The organism is Streptomyces sp. NPDC054961, from assembly GCF_053609145.1.
On record NZ_JBSGWY010000051.1, the window covers coordinates 26,334 to 44,138 of the forward strand.

The 17,805-nt window shown below is 73.0% G+C and carries 16 protein-coding genes; 9 read left to right on the top strand and 7 right to left on the bottom strand.

Annotated features, from left to right (window positions below; genetic code table 11):
• Positions 1-136 precede the first annotated feature (136 nt).
• The 4 genes from ACWF9Z_RS31990 to ACWF9Z_RS32005 all read right to left on the bottom strand — a co-directional run bounded on the left by ACWF9Z_RS31990 (position 137) and on the right by ACWF9Z_RS32005 (position 3,607).
• Positions 137-412 (bottom strand): hypothetical protein, encoded by a 276-nt coding sequence (locus ACWF9Z_RS31990; protein WP_453608063.1) that lies wholly within the window; start codon positions 410-412, stop codon positions 137-139.
• A 341-nt stretch (positions 413-753) separates the two neighbouring features.
• Positions 754-2,034, bottom strand: a complete 1,281-nt coding sequence (locus ACWF9Z_RS31995) for an MFS transporter (RefSeq protein ID WP_453608115.1) — start codon at positions 2,032-2,034, stop codon at positions 754-756.
• Between the two features lie 213 nt (positions 2,035-2,247).
• The gene (locus ACWF9Z_RS32000) at positions 2,248-2,904 is read right to left on the bottom strand and encodes an MBL fold metallo-hydrolase (RefSeq protein WP_453608066.1); all 657 of its coding nucleotides are present in this window, start codon (positions 2,902-2,904) and stop codon (positions 2,248-2,250) included.
• Between the two features lie 10 nt (positions 2,905-2,914).
• Positions 2,915-3,607 carry a maleylpyruvate isomerase family mycothiol-dependent enzyme gene (locus ACWF9Z_RS32005; protein ID WP_453608069.1) on the bottom strand — a complete coding sequence of 231 codons (693 nt, stop codon included), beginning with the start codon at positions 3,605-3,607 and terminating at the stop codon, positions 2,915-2,917.
• A 188-nt stretch (positions 3,608-3,795) separates the two neighbouring features.
• On the opposite strand from ACWF9Z_RS32005, the gene uvrA reads away from it, so the two are divergent.
• A complete protein-coding gene (gene uvrA, locus ACWF9Z_RS32010) occupies positions 3,796-6,810 on the top strand; it encodes an excinuclease ABC subunit UvrA (protein ID WP_453608071.1) in 3,015 nt (1,004 codons plus the stop codon).
• A gap of 72 nt (positions 6,811-6,882) precedes the next feature.
• On the opposite strand, the gene ACWF9Z_RS32015 is transcribed toward uvrA, so the two are convergent.
• Positions 6,883-7,533 (bottom strand): NAD(P)-dependent oxidoreductase, encoded by a 651-nt coding sequence (locus ACWF9Z_RS32015; protein ID WP_453608073.1) that lies wholly within the window; start codon positions 7,531-7,533, stop codon positions 6,883-6,885.
• 67 nt (positions 7,534-7,600) lie between these two features.
• Between ACWF9Z_RS32015 and ACWF9Z_RS32020 the strand changes: the two genes are divergently transcribed.
• Positions 7,601-8,206: a TetR/AcrR family transcriptional regulator gene (locus ACWF9Z_RS32020; RefSeq protein WP_453608075.1), complete on the top strand. Its 606-nt coding sequence runs from the start codon at positions 7,601-7,603 to the stop codon at positions 8,204-8,206.
• On the opposite strand, the gene ACWF9Z_RS32025 is transcribed toward ACWF9Z_RS32020, so the two are convergent.
• Positions 8,196-9,113: a carbohydrate kinase family protein gene (locus ACWF9Z_RS32025; RefSeq protein ID WP_453608078.1), complete on the bottom strand. Its 918-nt coding sequence runs from the start codon at positions 9,111-9,113 to the stop codon at positions 8,196-8,198. The two genes, ACWF9Z_RS32020 and ACWF9Z_RS32025, sit on opposite strands and share 11 nt — an antisense overlap.
• A 73-nt stretch (positions 9,114-9,186) precedes the next feature.
• Between ACWF9Z_RS32025 and ACWF9Z_RS32030 the strand changes: the two genes are divergently transcribed.
• A complete protein-coding gene (locus ACWF9Z_RS32030) occupies positions 9,187-9,618 on the top strand; it encodes a Rieske 2Fe-2S domain-containing protein (RefSeq protein WP_453608081.1) in 432 nt (143 codons plus the stop codon).
• A 60-nt stretch (positions 9,619-9,678) separates the two neighbouring features.
• Here the strand turns inward: ACWF9Z_RS32030 and ACWF9Z_RS32035 are convergent, their stop codons facing one another.
• Entirely contained in the window at positions 9,679-10,692 is a 1,014-nt protein-coding gene (locus ACWF9Z_RS32035) for a hypothetical protein (protein ID WP_453608084.1), read from the bottom strand.
• A gap of 250 nt (positions 10,693-10,942) precedes the next feature.
• Between ACWF9Z_RS32035 and ACWF9Z_RS32040 the strand changes: the two genes are divergently transcribed.
• From ACWF9Z_RS32040 to whiA, 6 genes are all read left to right on the top strand, one after another.
• Positions 10,943-11,593 (top strand): papain-like cysteine protease family protein, encoded by a 651-nt coding sequence (locus ACWF9Z_RS32040; protein ID WP_453608085.1) that lies wholly within the window; start codon positions 10,943-10,945, stop codon positions 11,591-11,593.
• Between the two features lie 4 nt (positions 11,594-11,597).
• Entirely contained in the window at positions 11,598-12,404 is an 807-nt protein-coding gene (locus tag ACWF9Z_RS32045) for a hypothetical protein (protein ID WP_453608086.1), read from the top strand.
• Between the two features lie 158 nt (positions 12,405-12,562).
• Entirely contained in the window at positions 12,563-14,596 is a 2,034-nt protein-coding gene (gene uvrC / locus ACWF9Z_RS32050; RefSeq protein ID WP_453608088.1) for an excinuclease ABC subunit UvrC, read from the top strand.
• Positions 14,593-15,579 carry an RNase adapter RapZ gene (rapZ, locus tag ACWF9Z_RS32055; RefSeq protein ID WP_453608091.1) on the top strand — a complete coding sequence of 329 codons (987 nt, stop codon included), beginning with the start codon at positions 14,593-14,595 and terminating at the stop codon, positions 15,577-15,579. The genes uvrC and rapZ overlap by 4 nt, the downstream gene beginning before the upstream one ends.
• Positions 15,576-16,649 (top strand): gluconeogenesis factor YvcK family protein, encoded by a 1,074-nt coding sequence (locus ACWF9Z_RS32060; RefSeq protein WP_453608093.1) that lies wholly within the window; start codon positions 15,576-15,578, stop codon positions 16,647-16,649. Before rapZ ends, ACWF9Z_RS32060 begins: the two co-directional genes overlap by 4 nt.
• Positions 16,640-17,641, top strand: a complete 1,002-nt coding sequence (gene whiA / locus ACWF9Z_RS32065; protein ID WP_112449750.1) for a DNA-binding protein WhiA — start codon at positions 16,640-16,642, stop codon at positions 17,639-17,641. The genes ACWF9Z_RS32060 and whiA overlap by 10 nt, the downstream gene beginning before the upstream one ends.
• The last annotated feature ends 164 nt before the right edge of the window (positions 17,642-17,805 follow it).

Below are 17,805 nucleotides of genomic sequence, written 5' to 3' on the forward strand. Positions count from 1 at the left end.
GGCGGGGGGGGGGGGGGGGGGGGGGGGCGGGGGGGGGGGGGGGGTCCGGCTGGGGGGCGCCGTTTTTTGGGGGGCCGCGGGGGGGGGGGGGGGGGGGGGGGGGGGGGGGGGGGCCCCCCCCCCCCCCCGCGTCGGGTCACTTGGCCAGGAGCAGGGCGGCGAATGCCACCACCAGCGCGCCGATGCCCGTCAGGGTGACGACGACGGGGAGCGGCCAATTGCGGCTCTCCAGTGCGCGGATGCGCGTCTCGTGGTCCCCGACGGCCTCGTTGCGGGCGGTGAGGGTGGCCACGGCTTCCCGGAGGGAACGCAGCTCCGCGTTGTGGTCCGCAAGGGGCGCGGGCCCGTAGGGGCCGGGTGTCCACGGCATGGCCGGATGGGCGGGACTGCTGCCGTCGGAGCCGTTCAGCATGCGCTGTTCCTCGTCGTGACGTGTCGGTAGGGGCCGACTGTCCGCCGGTGCCCGGGTGGGCATCGGGGAGTTCGACGAAGACCGATGGCACGACGTGCCGGTCGCCGTCGATGCCGTGGGGTCCGCCGGAGTGGCGTATATCCGGACAACGACCGCCCTCGGGCCTTCCTCGTGCGCATCCTTGGCGTCAGGCCGCTGTGTCCCGGGGGGACCGGCGTGACGCATGGAGGACCACCCTCCCGAATTCCGGTACAGGGTGCATGAGTTCAGTCCGACATGGGCGTGCTCCGTCCCTACGAGTACCGCGGACGGGATCGTGTCCGCAGCGGTTTCCCTCTTTTTCACACGAAGGCGGTCTCCGCCGTGGCCCGCACGACCACCGGGTTCGTTTCCGGCAGGAGGGCGAAGCAGGCCAGGGAGACCAGGGCGATCGCCGTCAGGTACACCGCCACGGCCCACGGCGGGCCGGAGCCGTCCGCCAGCGCCGTCGCCACGATCGGGGTCAGGGCGCCGCCGAGCACCCCGCCGAGGTTGTAGCCGACCGCGGCGCCCGTGCAGCGGATCCGCGGGGCGTACAGCTCGGGCAGGTACGCGCCCACCACCGCGAACATCGTCACCATGCCGAGCAGGGCGCCGAGCAGGCCCAGCGTCATCAGCAGCGGGTCCGCCGTGCGCAGCAGGGCCACGAACGGGAACATCCACAGCGCGCAAGCGGCGCAGCCCGCCAGGCACAGCGGGCGCCGGCCGTAGCGGTCGCCGAGCACCGCGATCGCCGGGGTCGCCAGGCCCTTGACCGCGACGGCGGCCATGACGCAGGCCAGCATCACCGAGCGGTGCACCCCGAGGTGCTCGGTGGCGTACGCGAGGGACCAGGTGGTGGCCGCGTAGAAGACCGCGTACCCGGTGGCCAGCGCCCCGCCGGTCAGCAGGAGCAGCCGCCAGTGGCCCCGTACGACCTCGGTCAGCGGGGCGTCGGCCCGGCGGCCGGTCTCGGCCAGGGCGCGGAACTGAGGGGTCTCCTCCACGGAGCGGCGCAGCCAGAGGCCGGCCAGTACCAGGAGCCCCGCCACCCAGAACGGCACCCGCCAGCCCCAGGCGGCGAACTGCCCGTCGCCGAGCGTGCTCGACAGGGCCAGCATCAGGCCGTTGGCCAGCAGGAACCCCACCGCCGGACCCATCTGCGGGAAGCTCGACCACAGTCCGCGCCGTTCCTCCGGGGCGTGCTCGGCGGTCAGCAGGACCGCGCCGCCCCACTCGCCGCCCAGACCGAGGCCCTGCAGGAACCGCAGCAGGATCAGCAGGAAGGGCGCGGCCGCGCCGATGGAGGCGTACGAGGGCACGCAGCCCACCGCCACCGTGGCCACACCGGTCAGGAGCAGGGAGCCCAGCAGCACCGGGCGGCGGCCGTGGCGGTCGCCGATGTGGCCGAAGAGGACGGAGCCGAGGGGCCGGGCGAGGAAGCCGATGCCGAAGGTGCCGAAGGCGGCGAGGGACCCGGCGAGCGGGGAGAAGGAAGGGAAGAACAGCGGGCCGAGCACCAGGGCGGCGGCGGTGCCGTAGACGAAGAAGTCGTAGAACTCGATGGCGGTGCCGGCGAGGGAGGCCGCGGCGAGCCGGAGCATCGAGGGCCGCGCGGGGGCGTCGGCCCGCACGGGTACGGCTACGGGGGCCGCGGCCGGTGCCGGGCCCGCGGTGGGGGAGGGGTCTTGTTGCATGGTGCAGCAACTACCCCGCCCCGCACCGGCGGGACAGGCGTTCGGCGATCATCGACCGGAAGGGAGTGCGGCCTGGCGCGAGGTTGACGAAAGCCCCCGCGCAGGCCGTCGAGGGCCCCGCTACCAGCCGCGTTCGCGCCACTCGGCCAGGTGCGGGCGCTCCGCGCCGAGCGTGGTGTCGTCGCCGTGGCCCGGGTAGACCCAGGTCTCGTCCGGCAGCACCGCGAAGAGCTTGTGCTCCACGTCGTCGAGGAGCTGCCCGAAGGCCTGCGCGTCGCCCCGCGTGTTGCCGACGCCGCCCGGGAAGAGGCAGTCGCCCGTGAACACGTGCGGGTGGCCGTGCGGGTCGTCGTAGACCAGGGCGATCGAGCCGGGGGTGTGGCCGACCAGGTGGCGGGCGGTCAGCGTGACCCGTCCGACCGTGATCGTGTCCCCGTCCGCGACGAGCACGTCGGTCGGGACCGGGATGCCCTCCGCGTCGTGGGCGCCCGCGTACGTCCGCGCGCCGGTGGCCCCGACCACGGTCTGGAGCGCGCCCCAGTGGTCGCCGTGCTGGTGGGTGGTGACCACCGAGGCGATGCCGCCGTCGCCGATCAGGCTGAGCAGGGTCTCCGGCTCGGCGGCCGCGTCGATCAGCAGCTGCTCGTCGGTGGCCCGGCAGCGCAGCAGGTAGGCGTTGTTGTTCATGCCTCCCACCGCGACCTTGGAAATCATCAGGTCCGAGAGTTCGTGCACGTCGGCCGGACCGCCGACCTTGACCGCTCCGCTGTACGTCATGTCGGCAATCCTAGAGCGGGGGGAGCTCGGGCAGGCCGTCGCCGGCCAGGACGGCGAGGTGGGCGCCCCGGAGACCGCGTCCGGCGAGCCAGCCGAGCAGCTCGTCCGCGGGGCCCTCGAGGACCACGGGGGTGCCCTCGGTGCCGCCGGTGTACCAGACCTTCCCGGCCGTGTCCCGCAGCGTCACCGGCGGGACCTCCGGGCGGCCGGACCAGCGGTCGGCGAGGAAGTCGATCTCCCGCTCGGTGAAGTCCCCGGAGAGGTCCGCGAGCTCGTAGCCGATGTTCAGGTCGACGTGGTGCAGCTCGACCTCGACCAGACGCCGGAAGGGGACGCGGGCCGCGACGTCGGTGACGCCGTTGCGCAGCTCCACGATGCGGGCCCAGTCCTGCGGGCGCCCGGCCGCGGTCTGCCAGCGGGCGGCGGAATTCCGGACGTCCTCCAGCTGTTCCAGGAGGGGTCGGCCGAAGTCGCGCGCGATGTCGGCGTCGCGGGCGTCGCCGCTCTCGTACATCGGGCGGCCCTCGAAGACGTTGACGAGGGCGTCGGCGTTGCGGGCGAGGTGGGCCAGGATGTGGCCCCGGGTCCAGCCGGGGAGGTGTGACTCTTCGGCCAGGGCGGCGTTGTCCAGCTTCGCGGCCGCGGTCAGCAGCCGGTCGGTGGCTTCACGTACAGATCGCAGGTCGTGCACATGATCAATCATGCGGCCGAGCCTAGTGGTTCAGGGGGACCCGCCACACGATCGGGTGAAGCGGTCGGCGGAGTGCCTAAAATCGAATGCACGTGCTATACGCTCGGAGTCCAGTCTCCAAGTCCACGGCAGAGGCGCCCCCCAATACCCTGGGACGGGGGCCCGTGCCTCCCGCTCTCTCAAGAAAGGTGCGGACCGGCGTGACCGACCGTCTCATCGTTCGTGGCGCTCGCGAGCACAACCTCAAGAACGTCTCGCTCGACCTGCCCCGCGACTCCCTCATCGTCTTCACCGGACTCTCCGGTTCGGGCAAGTCCTCCCTGGCGTTCGACACGATCTTCGCCGAGGGGCAGCGCCGCTACGTCGAGTCGCTCTCGTCGTACGCCCGCCAGTTCCTCGGACAGATGGACAAGCCCGACGTCGACTTCATCGAGGGCCTCTCCCCGGCCGTCTCCATCGACCAGAAGTCCACCTCGCGCAACCCGCGCTCCACCGTGGGCACCATCACCGAGGTCTACGACTACCTCCGCCTGCTCTTCGCGCGCATCGGCAAGCCCCACTGCCCCGAGTGCCGCCGGCCGATCTCGCGGCAGTCGCCGCAGGCGATCGTCGACAAGGTGCTCGCGCTGCCCGAGGGCAGCCGCTTCCAGGTGCTGTCGCCGCTGGTGCGCGAGCGCAAGGGCGAGTTCGTCGACCTCTTCTCCGACCTCCAGACCAAGGGCTACAGCCGGGCGCGGGTGGACGGGGAGACGATCCAGCTCTCCGAGCCGCCCACGCTGAAGAAGCAGGAGAAGCACACCATCGAGGTGGTCATCGACCGCCTCACCGTCAAGGACGGCGCCAAGCGCCGGCTGACCGACTCCGTCGAGACGGCCCTCGGGCTGTCGGGCGGCATGGTGATCCTGGACTTCGTCGACCTCGCCGAGGACGACCCCGAGCGTGAGCGGATGTACTCCGAGCACCTCTACTGCCCGTACGACGACCTCTCCTTCGAGGAGCTGGAGCCGCGCTCCTTCTCCTTCAACTCGCCCTTCGGCGCCTGTCCCGAGTGCACCGGTATCGGTACGCGCATGGAGGTGGACCCGGAGCTGATCGTCCCGGACGAGGACAAGTCCCTGGACGAGGGCGCGGTCTCGCCGTGGTCGCTCGGTCACACCAAGGACTACTTCCAGCGGCTGATCGGCGCGCTCGCCGCGGAGCTGGGCTTCCGCACGGACATCGCGTGGGCCGGGCTGCCGCTGCGGGCGAAGAAGGCCCTGCTGTACGGCCACAAGACGCAGATCGAGGTCCGCTACCGCAACCGCTACGGGCGCGAGCGGGCCTACACCACCGCCTTCGAGGGCGCGGTCCCGTTCGTCAAGCGGCGGCACTCGGAGTCCGAGAGCGACGCCAGCCGCGAGCGCTTCGAGGGCTACATGCGCGAGGTGCCGTGCCCCACCTGCCAGGGCACCCGGCTCAAGCCGATCGTGCTGGCGGTCACGGTGATGGACCGCTCCATCGCCGAGGTCGCCGCGATGTCGATCAGCGAGTGCGCGGACTTCCTCGGGCGGATGAAGCTCGACGCCCGCGACAAGAAGATCGCCGAGCGGGTCCTCAAGGAGGTCAACGAGCGGCTGCGCTTCCTCGTCGACGTGGGCCTCGACTACCTCTCGCTCAACCGCGCCGCCGGCACGCTGTCGGGCGGCGAGGCCCAGCGCATCCGGCTGGCCACGCAGATCGGCTCCGGCCTCGTGGGCGTGCTCTACGTCCTGGACGAGCCCTCCATCGGCCTGCACCAGCGCGACAACCACCGGCTCATCGAAACGCTCGTGCGGCTGCGGGACATGGGCAACACGCTCATCGTCGTCGAGCACGACGAGGACACCATCAAGGTGGCCGACTGGGTCGTGGACATCGGCCCGGGGGCCGGCGAGCACGGCGGCAAGGTCGTCCACAGCGGCTCGCTGAAGGACCTGCTGAAGAACGGCGAGTCGATCACCGGGCAGTACCTGTCCGGCAAGCGGTCCATCCCGCTCCCGGACGTACGCCGTCCCGTGGACCCGGCGCGCAGGCTCACGGTCCACGGCGCCAAGGAGAACAACCTCCAGGACATCGACGTGTCCTTCCCGCTGGGCGTGCTCACGGCGGTGACGGGCGTATCGGGTTCGGGCAAGTCCACGCTGGTCAACGACATCCTGTACACGCACCTGGCGCGCGAGCTCAACGGCGCGCGGTCGGTTCCGGGGCGGCACACGCGGGTGGACGGCGACGACCTCGTCGACAAGGTCGTGCACGTCGACCAGTCGCCGATCGGACGGACCCCCCGGTCCAACCCGGCGACGTACACCGGCGTCTTCGACCACGTCCGCAGGCTCTTCGCGGAGACGATGGAGGCGAAGGTGCGCGGCTACCTGCCGGGCCGCTTCTCCTTCAACGTCAAGGGCGGCCGCTGCGAGAACTGCTCGGGCGACGGCACGATCAAGATCGAGATGAACTTCCTGCCGGACGTGTACGTCCCGTGCGAGGTCTGCCACGGCGACCGGTACAACCGGGAGACGCTGGAGGTCCACTACAAGGGCAAGTCCATCGCCGAGGTCCTGAACATGCCGATCGAGGAGGCCTCGGAGTTCTTCGAGGCCGTTCCGACGATCGCCCGGCACCTGCGCACGCTGAACGAGGTCGGCCTCGGCTACGTGCGGCTCGGGCAGTCCGCGCCGACGCTGTCGGGCGGTGAGGCGCAGCGCGTGAAGCTGGCTTCGGAGCTCCAGAAGCGGTCGACGGGGCGCACGGTGTACGTCCTGGACGAGCCGACGACGGGTCTGCACTTCGAGGACATCTCGAAGCTGATCAAGGTGCTGTCCGGGCTGGTGGACAAGGGGAACTCGGTGATCGTCATCGAGCACAACCTCGACGTCGTCAAGACCGCGGACTGGGTCGTGGACATGGGCCCCGAGGGCGGTTACGGCGGCGGTCTCGTCGTCGCGGAGGGCACCCCGGAGCAGGTCGCCTCGGTGAGCACGAGCCACACCGGCAAGTTCCTGCGGGACATCCTGGGGGCGGACCGGGTCTCGGACGCGGTGGCCTCGGGGTCGGCCCGGCCGGCGAAGAAGGCCGCGCCCGCGGCGAAGAAGGCCGTCGCCAAGAAGGCCGTCGCCAAGAAGGCCGTCGCCAAGAAGGCCGTCGCCAAGAAGGCGGCTCCGGCGAAGAAGACGGCGCGGGCCCCGCGCAAGGCGTAGCCCCGGGGTGGCCGGCGCCGTGACCGGAAGGTTCGCCCCCGAACCTTCCGGTCGCAGGGTCGGCCGGACGCCCTAGGTGGCGATGCCGATCGCGTGGCCCGCGGTCGACGGGTCGGAAAGGGCGGTCAGGAGGGCGTCCGCCACGTCCGCGCGGGGGATGAAGCGACCGCCCGGCACGTTCCCGTCCACCGCCCGGCGGTAGGCGCCCGTCCGCGGCCGGTTCAGCAGCCTCGGCGGCCGGACCACCGTCCACCCCGCCCGGCTGCCGGCGATCGCCGCCTCCATGACCTCCAGGTCCGCGTACACGTCCCGGAGGACCCGCCGCAGCACGGGCAGGACGAGCACCCGCGCGATCACCCCGTCCGCCGGGGTCACCGGCCCCAGCGGGGCCGCGCTGACCGCCGACAGGCGGGTCACGCCCGCCCGGTCCATCGCCGAGACGATGGCCCGCAGCGCCGGGCCCGCGATCGGGGTGAGCCGGGCCTGCTTGTTGCTGGAGGCCCCCAGCGCCGAGACCACCGCCTCCCGCCCGGCCAGCACCGGGACCAGCGCGTCCTCGTCCGTCAGGTCCCGCACCACCGCCACCTGGAGCCGGTCGTGCGCCGGTACGTCCAGCCGCGCCGGATCGCGGACGACCGCGGTGACCTCGTGGCCCGCTTCGAGTGCCTGCCGGACGACCTCGCGGCCGACCCCGCCCGTGGCTCCGAACACCGTGATCTTCATCCGTGGCTCCCGAATCGAGACAGGTGGGTGAGTGTTTACTCACCCCTGCTTCCGTTAGGGTGAGTGAATGCCCACCTCCAAGTCAAGCCGGCCCACCCCCGAGCGCCTGCTGGACGCCGCCGAGACCCTGATGCGCACCAGCGGCCTGGCCAACGCCACCACCAAGGCGATCGCCCGCGAGGCCGGCTGCTCGGAGGCCGCGCTCTACAAGCACTTCACCAACAAGGAAGAGCTGTTCGTGCGCGTGCTCATGGAGCGCCGCCCCAACGCCGGAGCGATGATGGCCGCGCTCACCACCGACCCGGGGGACCAGTCGGTCGAGGAGCGGCTCGCGGTGATAGCCCGCTACGCCTCGCTCTTCTACGCCGACGCCATGCCCATGGCCGCCTCGCTCTTCGCCGACCCCGTCCTGCTCACCCGCCACCGCGAGGGCGTCCGGCAGATCGGCGCCGGCCCGCACGTGGTGCTGGAGGCCCTCCGGGGCCACCTGGCCCGCGAGCTCGAACGCGGCAGGCTGCGCCCGGACGCCGACCCGCGGACCGCTGCCGCGCTGCTGCTCGGCGCCTGCTTCCAGCGGGCCTTCTTCCTGCACTTCTCCGGTCCCGACACCGTGCAGCCGGTCGAGGAGTTCGCCCCGGCCGTGGCCCGCACCGTCTGGGCCGCTATCCGCTGACCTCGGAGGCGTACGGGGGCTCCGCGCCCGCCCGCGCACAGGTCAGCGCGGCCGCGCGGGCGGCGTACGCCAGCGCCCCGGGCCAGTCCACCGGAGCGGCGCCCGCGCGCCGGGAGCCGGCCGGACCGGAGCCCTGGGCCGCACCGTCCGCGAGCCGGTGCAGCAGAGCCGCGTTCACGGTGTCGCCCGCGCCGATCGTGTCGACCACGTCGACCCGGCACGCGGGCACCGAGTGCTCCGCTCCCTCCCGCGTCCACACCGTCAGCCCCCCGGCGCCGCGGGTCAGCACCACCGCCGAGGGCCCCGCGGCCAGCCAGTCGCGGACCCCGCCGCCCAGCCAGGCCGCGTCCTCCTCCGACAGCTTCAGGACCGAGACGTGGGGGAGCCAGGACAGGAAGCGCTTGCGGTAGGCGGTCGGCTCCGCGATCAGCGCCGGCCGGATGTTGGGATCGAGGAAGGTCAGCAGCCCGCGCCCGTGCTCCCGCCGCAGCAGGGCCTCGTAGGCGCTCGCCCCCGGTTCCAGCACCAGGGAGCAGGTGCCGAGCGCGAGGGCCCGTACGTCCCGTGGAAGCGCGGGCGGCAGGCGGAACAGCCGGTCGGCCGTGCCCTCCACGTAGAACCCGTACGCCGCCGAGCCGTCCGGGGCCAGCGAGGGCACGGCCAGGGTGGTGGGCTCCGGCCCGCGCTGGACCAGGGAGAGGTCCACGCCGGCCGCCCGCAGCCCGGAGAGCAGGGAGGCGCCGAACCCGTCCTTCGAGACCCGGGAGCAGAAGGAGGCCCGCGCCCCGAGGCGGCCCAGGGCCAGCGCGGTGTTGTACGGCCCGCCTCCCGGCCGGGGCAGCAGCGCACCCGGCGGCTCCGCGACGGGCACCAGGTCGATCAGGGCTTCTCCACCGACGACGATCACGCGGGGGAAGCTACCCCATCGGGCGCCGGTATCGTCGGTCGGGCCCAGCCCAGCCTGATCCCGGGAGAACCGCATGTCCGCGTCGCAGTCAGCCGCCCGCCGTACCGTGCTCAAGGGCGCCGCCGCGCTCGTCGGGGCCACCGGGACCGGAGTGACGCTCGCGGCCTGTTCCACCGAGGGCAACGGCGCCGCGGGCTCCCCCGCGGTCCCCACCGCGCCCGTGGAGCTGGGCGCCGCGGCCGACGTGCCGGTGGGCGGCGCGAAGCTGTTCCGGGAGGGCAAGGTCGTGGTCAGCTGCGCGGAAGCCGGGCAGTACAAGGCCTTCAGTGCGAAGTGCACCCACGCGGGCTGCGTCCTGGACAAGATCGTCGACGGGGAGGGCAGCTGCCCCTGCCACGGCAGCCGCTTCGACGTGACCACGGGCAAGGTGCTGCGCGGCCCGGCCACCGACCCGCTGCCGGAGGTCCCGGTGAAGGCCGAGGGCGGGAAGCTCATCGCGGGCTGACCGCGGGCTGACCGCGGGCTGACCGCGGCCGGGCGCGCGGGCGGCCGGCACGGTCCGGGATCACTCCCAGTCCCAGCCGATCCCCACGATCCCCCGCCGCACCCCCTGCTCCACGAGGTGCACGGCCCGGTGCGGTCCGCTCGGGGACAGGTCCGAGAGCTGCCCGCGCGGCGCCTGCGGCCCGCTGCGGGTGAAGCGGCGCCAGCGCACCGGCAGAGCGGCCTCGTCGAAGCTGACCTGGAGCACGTACTGCCCGCCGGTGTAACGGAAGCCGCGCACGTACTCGGTGCTGCGGCCGGCGGTGCCGTCCTCGAAGCCGTAGCCGAAGACGTAGGTGTCCCCGGCGCGCAGCCGGGCGTCGAAGAGCAGCTCGGCGACGACCACCCCGGCCTCGGGATGGCGGCGGATCCGACCGGTCCGGCAGTTCTCGTCGGCCCACACCCGCACCCGGGCCGGATCGCAGCCCGGGTCGCCGTGGTGGACGGCGACGTACCGGTCGACCCCGTCGCGGTGGGCCCGTACGACGTGCTGCGACGCGCGGCCCAGCAGCTCCCCGGCGGCCCCGATCCGGACCCGCTCGTGGTGTCCGACGGTGTGCAGGCCGCCGTCGGCCGGCAGTTCCATGCCGGCCAGCAGCCCTTCCACGGCCGAGCCCACGCTCACCAGCGCCCGGTACGAACGCGCCTGCGGCCGCGGGGTCTCGGGCCCGGCGCCGGGCTCCGGCACGGCCAGCAGCCGCAGCAGGGAGCCCTCGGGCAGGTCGAGGATCTGCTCCAGGGCCCGTACGGCCCGGAGGGACTCGGTGCGGCGCGGGCGGCGGGCGCCCTGCTGCCAGTAGCTGAGGCTGGTCACGCCGAGCTTGATGCCGCGGGCGGCCAGCCGGTTCTGCACCCGGTGCAGGGGGAGTCCGCGGGCCGTGAGGGCCGCGCGGAGCGCGAGGTGGAAGGGCCCGGCGCGCAGGACCTCGGGCAGCCCCGGGGCGCCGGCGAGGTCGCCGTCCGGGGGGAGTGCCGCGAGCGCCGGGAGGACCGGGAGCGCCGGGAGTGCGCTGTCCGCGCTCGGCCGGGACCGCATGACGGCTCCCTCCTGTGAACGTTCACGCGACGAGGTGCGGACGGTACCGCTGGTGACGTCCGAGGCCCGGGTGGGTCCAGGTGGGTCCGGGTGGAGCGGCGGCGGACGTTCACACTCCGGCCCCACCGTTCACACGTCGATGTCACGGCGTATTGAAGCCTGTTGACCTGTTCCCGACAACACCCTGATGCTCCTCCACAGCGTCCGGACGCGCTCCTCCACCCCCACTCCCCACTTCGGGAGGAACGCGATGCGCAACCGAAACCGGCGGCTTTCCCTGGCCGCCTTCCTCACCGCCATGCTCCTCGCCCTGCCCACCGGTGCCGCCAACGCTGCCGCCACCCCCACCGCCGGCAGCGGTTCGGGCACCACGACCGTCACCCTCCCCGCGACCGCCGACGGCGCCGGCAGCGCCGCCCTGGCGAGCAAGCGGCTGAACATCACCATGCAGGCACAGCAGAAGACCAACTGGTGCTGGGCCGCCGCGGGCAACACCATCGCCACCTGGTTCGGCCGCACCTACAGCCAGAACCAGTTCTGCAACGCCGCCTTCAACCGCCAGCAGGGCTACGACTGCCCGAACAACCAGGCCAGCCTCGGCAACGTCCAGACCGCACTGCGCTGGGCCGGCATCAACTCGGGCTCCTACGTGAACGGCTGGCTCCAGTACTCCACCGTGCAGGGCGAGATCAACGCCGACCGCCCGGTCGAGACCCGCATCCAGTGGTCCAACGGCGGCGGCCACATGCACGTCGTCTACGGCTACGACACCGCGAACAGCTGGGTGTACTGGGGCGACCCGTGGCCCTCCAGCGACCGCTACAACTGGGCCTCCCACGCCTGGTACGTGAACAACGGCACCTTCTCCTGGACCCACTCGCTCTACCGGATCGGGGCGTGACCTCATGAATCCTCGCCTCGCCGCGGCCGTGGTCGCCGCGACCGCAGCGCTCGCCCTGGCCCCCACCCAGGCGACCGCCGCTCCCGTGCCGCAGCCCGGGAGCGCCACCGCCGAGACCCTGGCCGCCGCCGCACAGGCGGCCGCGGCCCCCGACACGCTCGCCACCCTGTCCCGCTTCTTCGCCCGCGAGGGCAAGGTCACGCTCACCGCCGCGCAGCCCCGCATCGAGGGCGAGGCGATCGCGGTGAACTACCTGTCGCCGGAGTTCGTCGCCGGGAAGGCGGACGCGAGCGTGGCCCGGCTGGAGTTCCTCGCCAGCAAGGCCGTCTCCTCGGACGGACAGCAGGCCGCGCTGTGGACCGCGCGGACCGAGGCGGGCTGGCAGGTGGTGAACATAGCCACCGGTGACGACGAGTTCCGCTACGCGAAGCTCGGCGCGGCGAAACTGCCGGGCGGGACGGTCTTCCGCGAGCCGCAGATCGACGCCTGGTACGTGGCCGGGGGCGGGAGGGTGCTGCCCCTGGACGAGGACGCGGTGCGGGCCGTCGGCGAGCAGGGTGCCGGCCTCGCCGCGTACCGGGCCCGGGTCGTGAAGGCGTACGGGGACAAGCTGCCCGGGTCCGCCTACGCCCGGTCCGGGAAGGCCGGCGGCTTCACCCCCACGGAAGCCACCGCCTCGGCGTCCGCCTCCGCGTCCGGATCCGGTCCCGTCGGGACGCCGGCGGCCGCCGGCGCCGCGGCACTGGCGCTCGGCGCGGCCGCTGCCCTGGCCGCGCGGCGCTCCCGGCGCGGGCGGGTGGTGCGGGCATAGCCACCCGAGGGCCCGGCCGCCGGACAGGCGGCCGGGCTCCCCGGGCTCCCCGGCCCCCGCCCCCGGCTCCCCAGGCCCCCGCCCCCGGCTCCCCGCCCGCTCCGCGCCGCAGCAGGGGAACGGCTCGGTTGTCGGCGGGCGACAGTAGGGTGGTTGGCATGGCCGACCCTTCCAGCTACCGCCCCGCGCCGGGACAGATCCCCGACTCCCCGGGGGTCTACAAGTTCCGTGACGAGCACCGCCGGGTGATCTACGTCGGGAAGGCCAAGAGCCTGCGCCAGCGGCTGGCCAGCTACTTCCAGGACCTCGCCGGGCTGCACCCCCGTACCGCCACGATGGTGACCACGGCCGCCTCCGTCGAGTGGACGGTGGTCTCCACCGAGGTCGAGGCGCTCCAGCTCGAATACTCCTGGATCAAGGAGTTCGACCCCCGGTTCAACGTCAAGTACCGGGACGACAAGAGCTACCCCTCCCTCGCCGTGACGATGAACGAGGAGTACCCCCGGGTCCAGGTCATGCGCGGGCCCAAGAAGAAGGGCGTGCGCTACTTCGGCCCCTACGGGCAGGCCTGGGCCATCCGCGAGACCGTCGACCTGATGCTCCGGGTCTTCCCGGTCCGCACCTGCTCCGCCGGGGTGTTCAAGCGCTCCGCCCAGATCGGCCGCCCCTGCCTCCTCGGCTACATCGGCAAGTGCTCGGCGCCCTGCGTCGGCCGCGTCACCCCCGAGGAGCACCGGGAACTGGCCGAGGACTTCTGCGACTTCATGGCCGGCCGCACGGGCACCTACCTCACCCGCCTCGAGCGGCAGATGCACGAGGCCGCCGAGGAGATGGAGTACGAGAGGGCTGCCCGGCTGCGCGACGACGTGGGGGCCCTGCGCCGGGCCATGGAGAAGAACGCGGTCGTGCTCGCCGACGCCACCGACGCCGACCTGTTCGCGGTCGCCGAGGACGAGCTCGAGGCGGCCGTGCAGATCTTCCACGTGCGCGGCGGCCGGGTCCGCGGCCAGCGCGGCTGGGTCACCGACAAGGTCGAGGCCGTGGACACGGCCGGTCTCGTCGAGCACGCCCTCCAGCAGCTCTACGGCGAGGAGACGGGCGAGGCCGTGCCCAAGGAGGTGCTCGTCCCCGCCCTGCCCGAGGACACCCCGGCCCTGAGCCAGTGGCTCGCGGAGCGGCGCGGCTCGCAGGTCAGCCTGCGCGTCCCGCAGCGCGGGGACAAGAAGGCGCTGATGGAGACCGTCCACCGCAACGCCCAGCAGTCCCTCCTCCTGCACAAGACCAAGCGCGCCGCCGACCTCACCACCCGCTCGCGGGCCCTGGAGGAGATCGCCGAGGCGCTGGAGCTGGACGGCGCCCCGCTGCGCATCGAGTGCTTCGACATCTCGCACCTGCAGGGCGACGACGTCGTGGCCTCGATGGTCGTCTTCGAGGACGGGCTGGCGCGCAAGGGCGAGTACCGCAGGTTCCAGATCAAGTCGTTCGAGGGGCAGGACGACGTCCGCTCCATGCACGAGGTGGTCTCGCGGCGCTTCCGCCGCTACCTCCAGGAGATGCTGAAGACGGGCGAGTGGTCGGGGGAGGACGCCGACACGTCTGCGACGGGTGCGGCCGAGGTGGACGCGGCCGACGAGGACGGGCGGCCCAAGCGCTTCGCGTACCCGCCCCAGCTCGTCGTGGTCGACGGCGGGCAGCCGCAGGTGGCCGCCGCCAAGCGGGCCCTGGAGGAGCTCGGGATCGACGACGTGGCCGTGTGCGGCCTGGCCAAGCGCCTGGAGGAGGTCTGGCTGCCGGGGGAGGACGACCCGGTGGTGCTGCCCCGGACCAGCGAGGGCCTGTACCTGCTCCAGCGGGTGCGTGACGAAGCACACCGGTTCGCCATCCAGTACCAGCGCAACAAGCGGGCCAAGCGCCTCAAGACCGGGCCGCTCGACGACGTGGCGGGGCTGGGCGAGAGCCGCAAGCTCGCCCTGGTCAAGCACTTCGGTTCGGTGAAGAAGCTCCGGCAGGCCACAATTGATCAGATCTGCGAGGTCCCCGGCATAGGCCGCAAGACGGCCGAGACCGTGGCCGCGGCCCTGGCGCAGGCGGTTCCGGCCGGTCCCGCCGTGAACACGGCGACCGGCGAGATCATCGAGGACGAGGCCCCCGCGACCGCGGGAGCGGCATCCGAACGGGGGACCGGGCAATGACCGAGCACGATTCCGAACACGATTCCGAACACGACGGCGATTTCGATCGCGCATCCGACGACCGAGACGGAGCACAGGTGAGTACGGGCACGACAGCGGATCCCGGAGCGGTCGCCGAGGCGGCCATCCCCGAGCTGGTGATCATCTCCGGAATGTCCGGGGCCGGCCGCAGTACCGCGGCGAAGTGCCTGGAGGACCTCGGCTGGTTCGTCGTCGACAACCTGCCGCCGGCGCTGATCCCCACCATGGTGGAGCTGGGCGCCCGCTCGCAGGGCAACGTGGCGCGCATCGCCGTCGTCGTGGACGTCCGCGGCCGGCAGTTCTTCGACGCGCTGCGCGAGTCCCTCTCCGACCTGGAGTCCCGCGGCGTCACCCGGCGGATCGTCTTCCTGGAGTCCTCGGACGACGCGCTCGTACGCCGCTTCGAGTCGGTCCGCCGCCCGCACCCGCTCCAGGGCGACGGCCGCATCGTCGACGGCATCGCCGCCGAGCGCGACCTGCTGCGCGAGCTGCGCGGCGACGCCGACCTGGTCATCGACACCTCCAGCCTGAACGTGCACGAACTGCGCGCCAAGATGGACGCCCGGTTCGCGGGCGACGAGGAGCCCGAGCTGCGGGCCACCGTGATGTCCTTCGGCTTCAAGTACGGGCTCCCGGTGGACGCCGACCTCGTCGTCGACTGCCGCTTCATCCCCAACCCGCACTGGGTCCCGGAGCTGCGCCCCTTCACCGGGCTCAACGAGGAGGTGTCGGCCTACGTCTTCAGCCAGCCCGGCGCCAAGGAGTTCCTCGACCGCTACACCGAGCTGCTCCAGCTCATCGCGACCGGCTACCGCCGCGAGGGCAAGCGGTACGTGACCATCGCCGTCGGCTGCACCGGCGGCAAGCACCGCAGCGTCGCCATGTCCGAGAAGCTCGCCGCCCGCCTCTCCTCCGAGGGAGTCGAGACCGTCGTCGTCCACAGGGACATGGGGCGCGAGTGACCGGACACAGCCTGCGCCTGCGCCGCCTGCGCCGGCTCACCGCCGACAAGGGCGAGGGCGAGGGCGGCTCCGGCCGCGGTTCGCGCCGCGGCGAGGCCTCCAAGGTCGTCGCCCCCAAGGTCGTGGCGCTCGGCGGCGGCCGGGGCCTCTCGGCCTCGCTGACCGCGCTGCGCCGGATCACGGGCGAGCTGACGGCCGTCGTCACCGTCGCCGACGACGGCGGCTCCAGCGGCCGGCTGCGCGAGGAGCTCGGCGTGCTCCCGCCCGGGGACCTGCGCAAGGCGCTGGCCGCGCTGTGCGGCGACGACGAATGGGGCCAGACCTGGGCGCGGGTGATCCAGCACCGCTTCCAGTCCGGCGGGGACCTCCACGAGCACGCGGTCGGCAATCTTCTGATCGTCGCCCTGTGGGAACAGCTCGGCGACCCCGTCCAGGCCCTGGACCTCGTCGGCAAGCTGCTCGGCGCCCAGGGCCGGGTGCTGCCCATGTCCGCGGTCCCGCTGGAGCTCCAGGCCCTGGTCAGGGGCCACGACCCGGCGCGCCCCGAGGCCGTGGACACCGTACGGGGGCAGGCCACCGTGGCGCTGACCCCCGGCGAGGTGCTCTCCGTCCAGGTGGTGCCGGCCGACCCGCCGGCCGTGCCGGAAGCGGTCGCGGCGGTGCTCGACGCGGACTGGGTGGTGCTCGGTCCGGGCTCCTGGTTCTCCTCCGTGATCCCGCACCTGCTGGTGCCGGAACTGCTCGACGCGCTGGTCGAGACGAAGGCCCGAAAGGTGCTCTCGCTGAACCTCGCGCCACAACCCGGCGAAACAGAGGGCTTCTCTCCGCAGCGTCATTTGGAGGTTTTGGCCCGACACGCCCCTAAACTCGCCCTGGACGTGGTGCTGGCCGATCAGGCCGCCGTGCCCGATCGCGAGTCACTCGCCGATGCCGCAAAACGGTTCGGCGCCGCGGTCGAGCTGGCGCCGGTGGCCAGGCCGGACGGCTCTCCGAAGCATGATCCGGAGCTGCTCGCCGCCGCGTACGACCGTATTTTTCGGATGCATGGAAGGATCGGCCCATGGCGATGACGCCCGCGGTGAAGGATGAGATCGCCCGCCTGCCCGTCACCCGCACCTGCTGCAGGAAGGCGGAGGTCTCGGCGATCCTTCGGTTCGCGGGCGGGTTGCACCTGGTGAGCGGCCGGATCGTCATCGAGGCGGAACTGGACGCCGGGATCGCGGCCCGACGCCTGCGCAAGGACATCCTCGAGATCTTCGGGCACTCCTCGGACTTGGTGATCATGGCTCCCGGCGGTCTGCGCCGGGGCAACCGGTACGTGGTCCGCGTGGTCGCCGGCGGCGACCAGCTGGCCCGCCAGACCGGTCTGGTGGACGGCCGAGGCCGTCCGATCCGGGGTCTTCCCCCGCAGGTGGTCTCCGGGGCCACCTGCGATGCCGAGGCGGCCTGGCGCGGGGCCTTCCTGGCCCACGGCTCGCTCACGGAGCCGGGGCGCTCCTCCTCCCTGGAGGTCACCTGCCCCGGTCCGGAAGCCGCCCTGGCCCTGGTGGGCGCCGCACGCCGGCTCTCCATCGCCGCCAAGGCCCGCGAGGTCCGCGGCGTGGACCGGGTCGTCGTCCGGGACGGGGACGCCATCGGCGCCCTGCTGACCCGGCTCGGCGCCCACGACTCGGTACTGGCCTGGGAAGAGCGGCGGATGCGCCGCGAGGTGCGCGCCACCGCGAACCGCCTGGCCAACTTCGACGACGCCAACCTGCGCCGTTCGGCGCGGGCCGCGGTGGCCGCCGGAGCCCGGGTGCAGCGCGCCCTGGAGATCCTCGCCGAGGAGGTCCCCGAGCACCTCGCGGCGGCTGGCCGGCTGCGCATGGAGCACAAGCAGGCCTCCCTGGAGGAGCTGGGCGCGCTCGCCGACCCGCCGCTGACCAAGGACGCGGTCGCGGGCCGGATCCGCCGCCTGCTGGCGATGGCCGACAAGCGGGCCCAGGACCTCGGGATCCCGGGCACCGAGTCGAACCTCGACCTCAGCGACAGCGAGGAGCTGGCCGACAACATGGCCGGCTGAGTCCGGCCCGGTCCGCGCAAGGCCGGTCCGCGCACGGCCCGGATGGCAGAAGAAGTTCTTCCGGGAGGGGGGGCGCCGGGGTGTACGGTGGGGGGGCGCGCGTGTTTGAGCTCTTTACACTGTTGTTGTTGCTGGGTGTGTGGGTGTCGGGCGCAGTGTGTGGG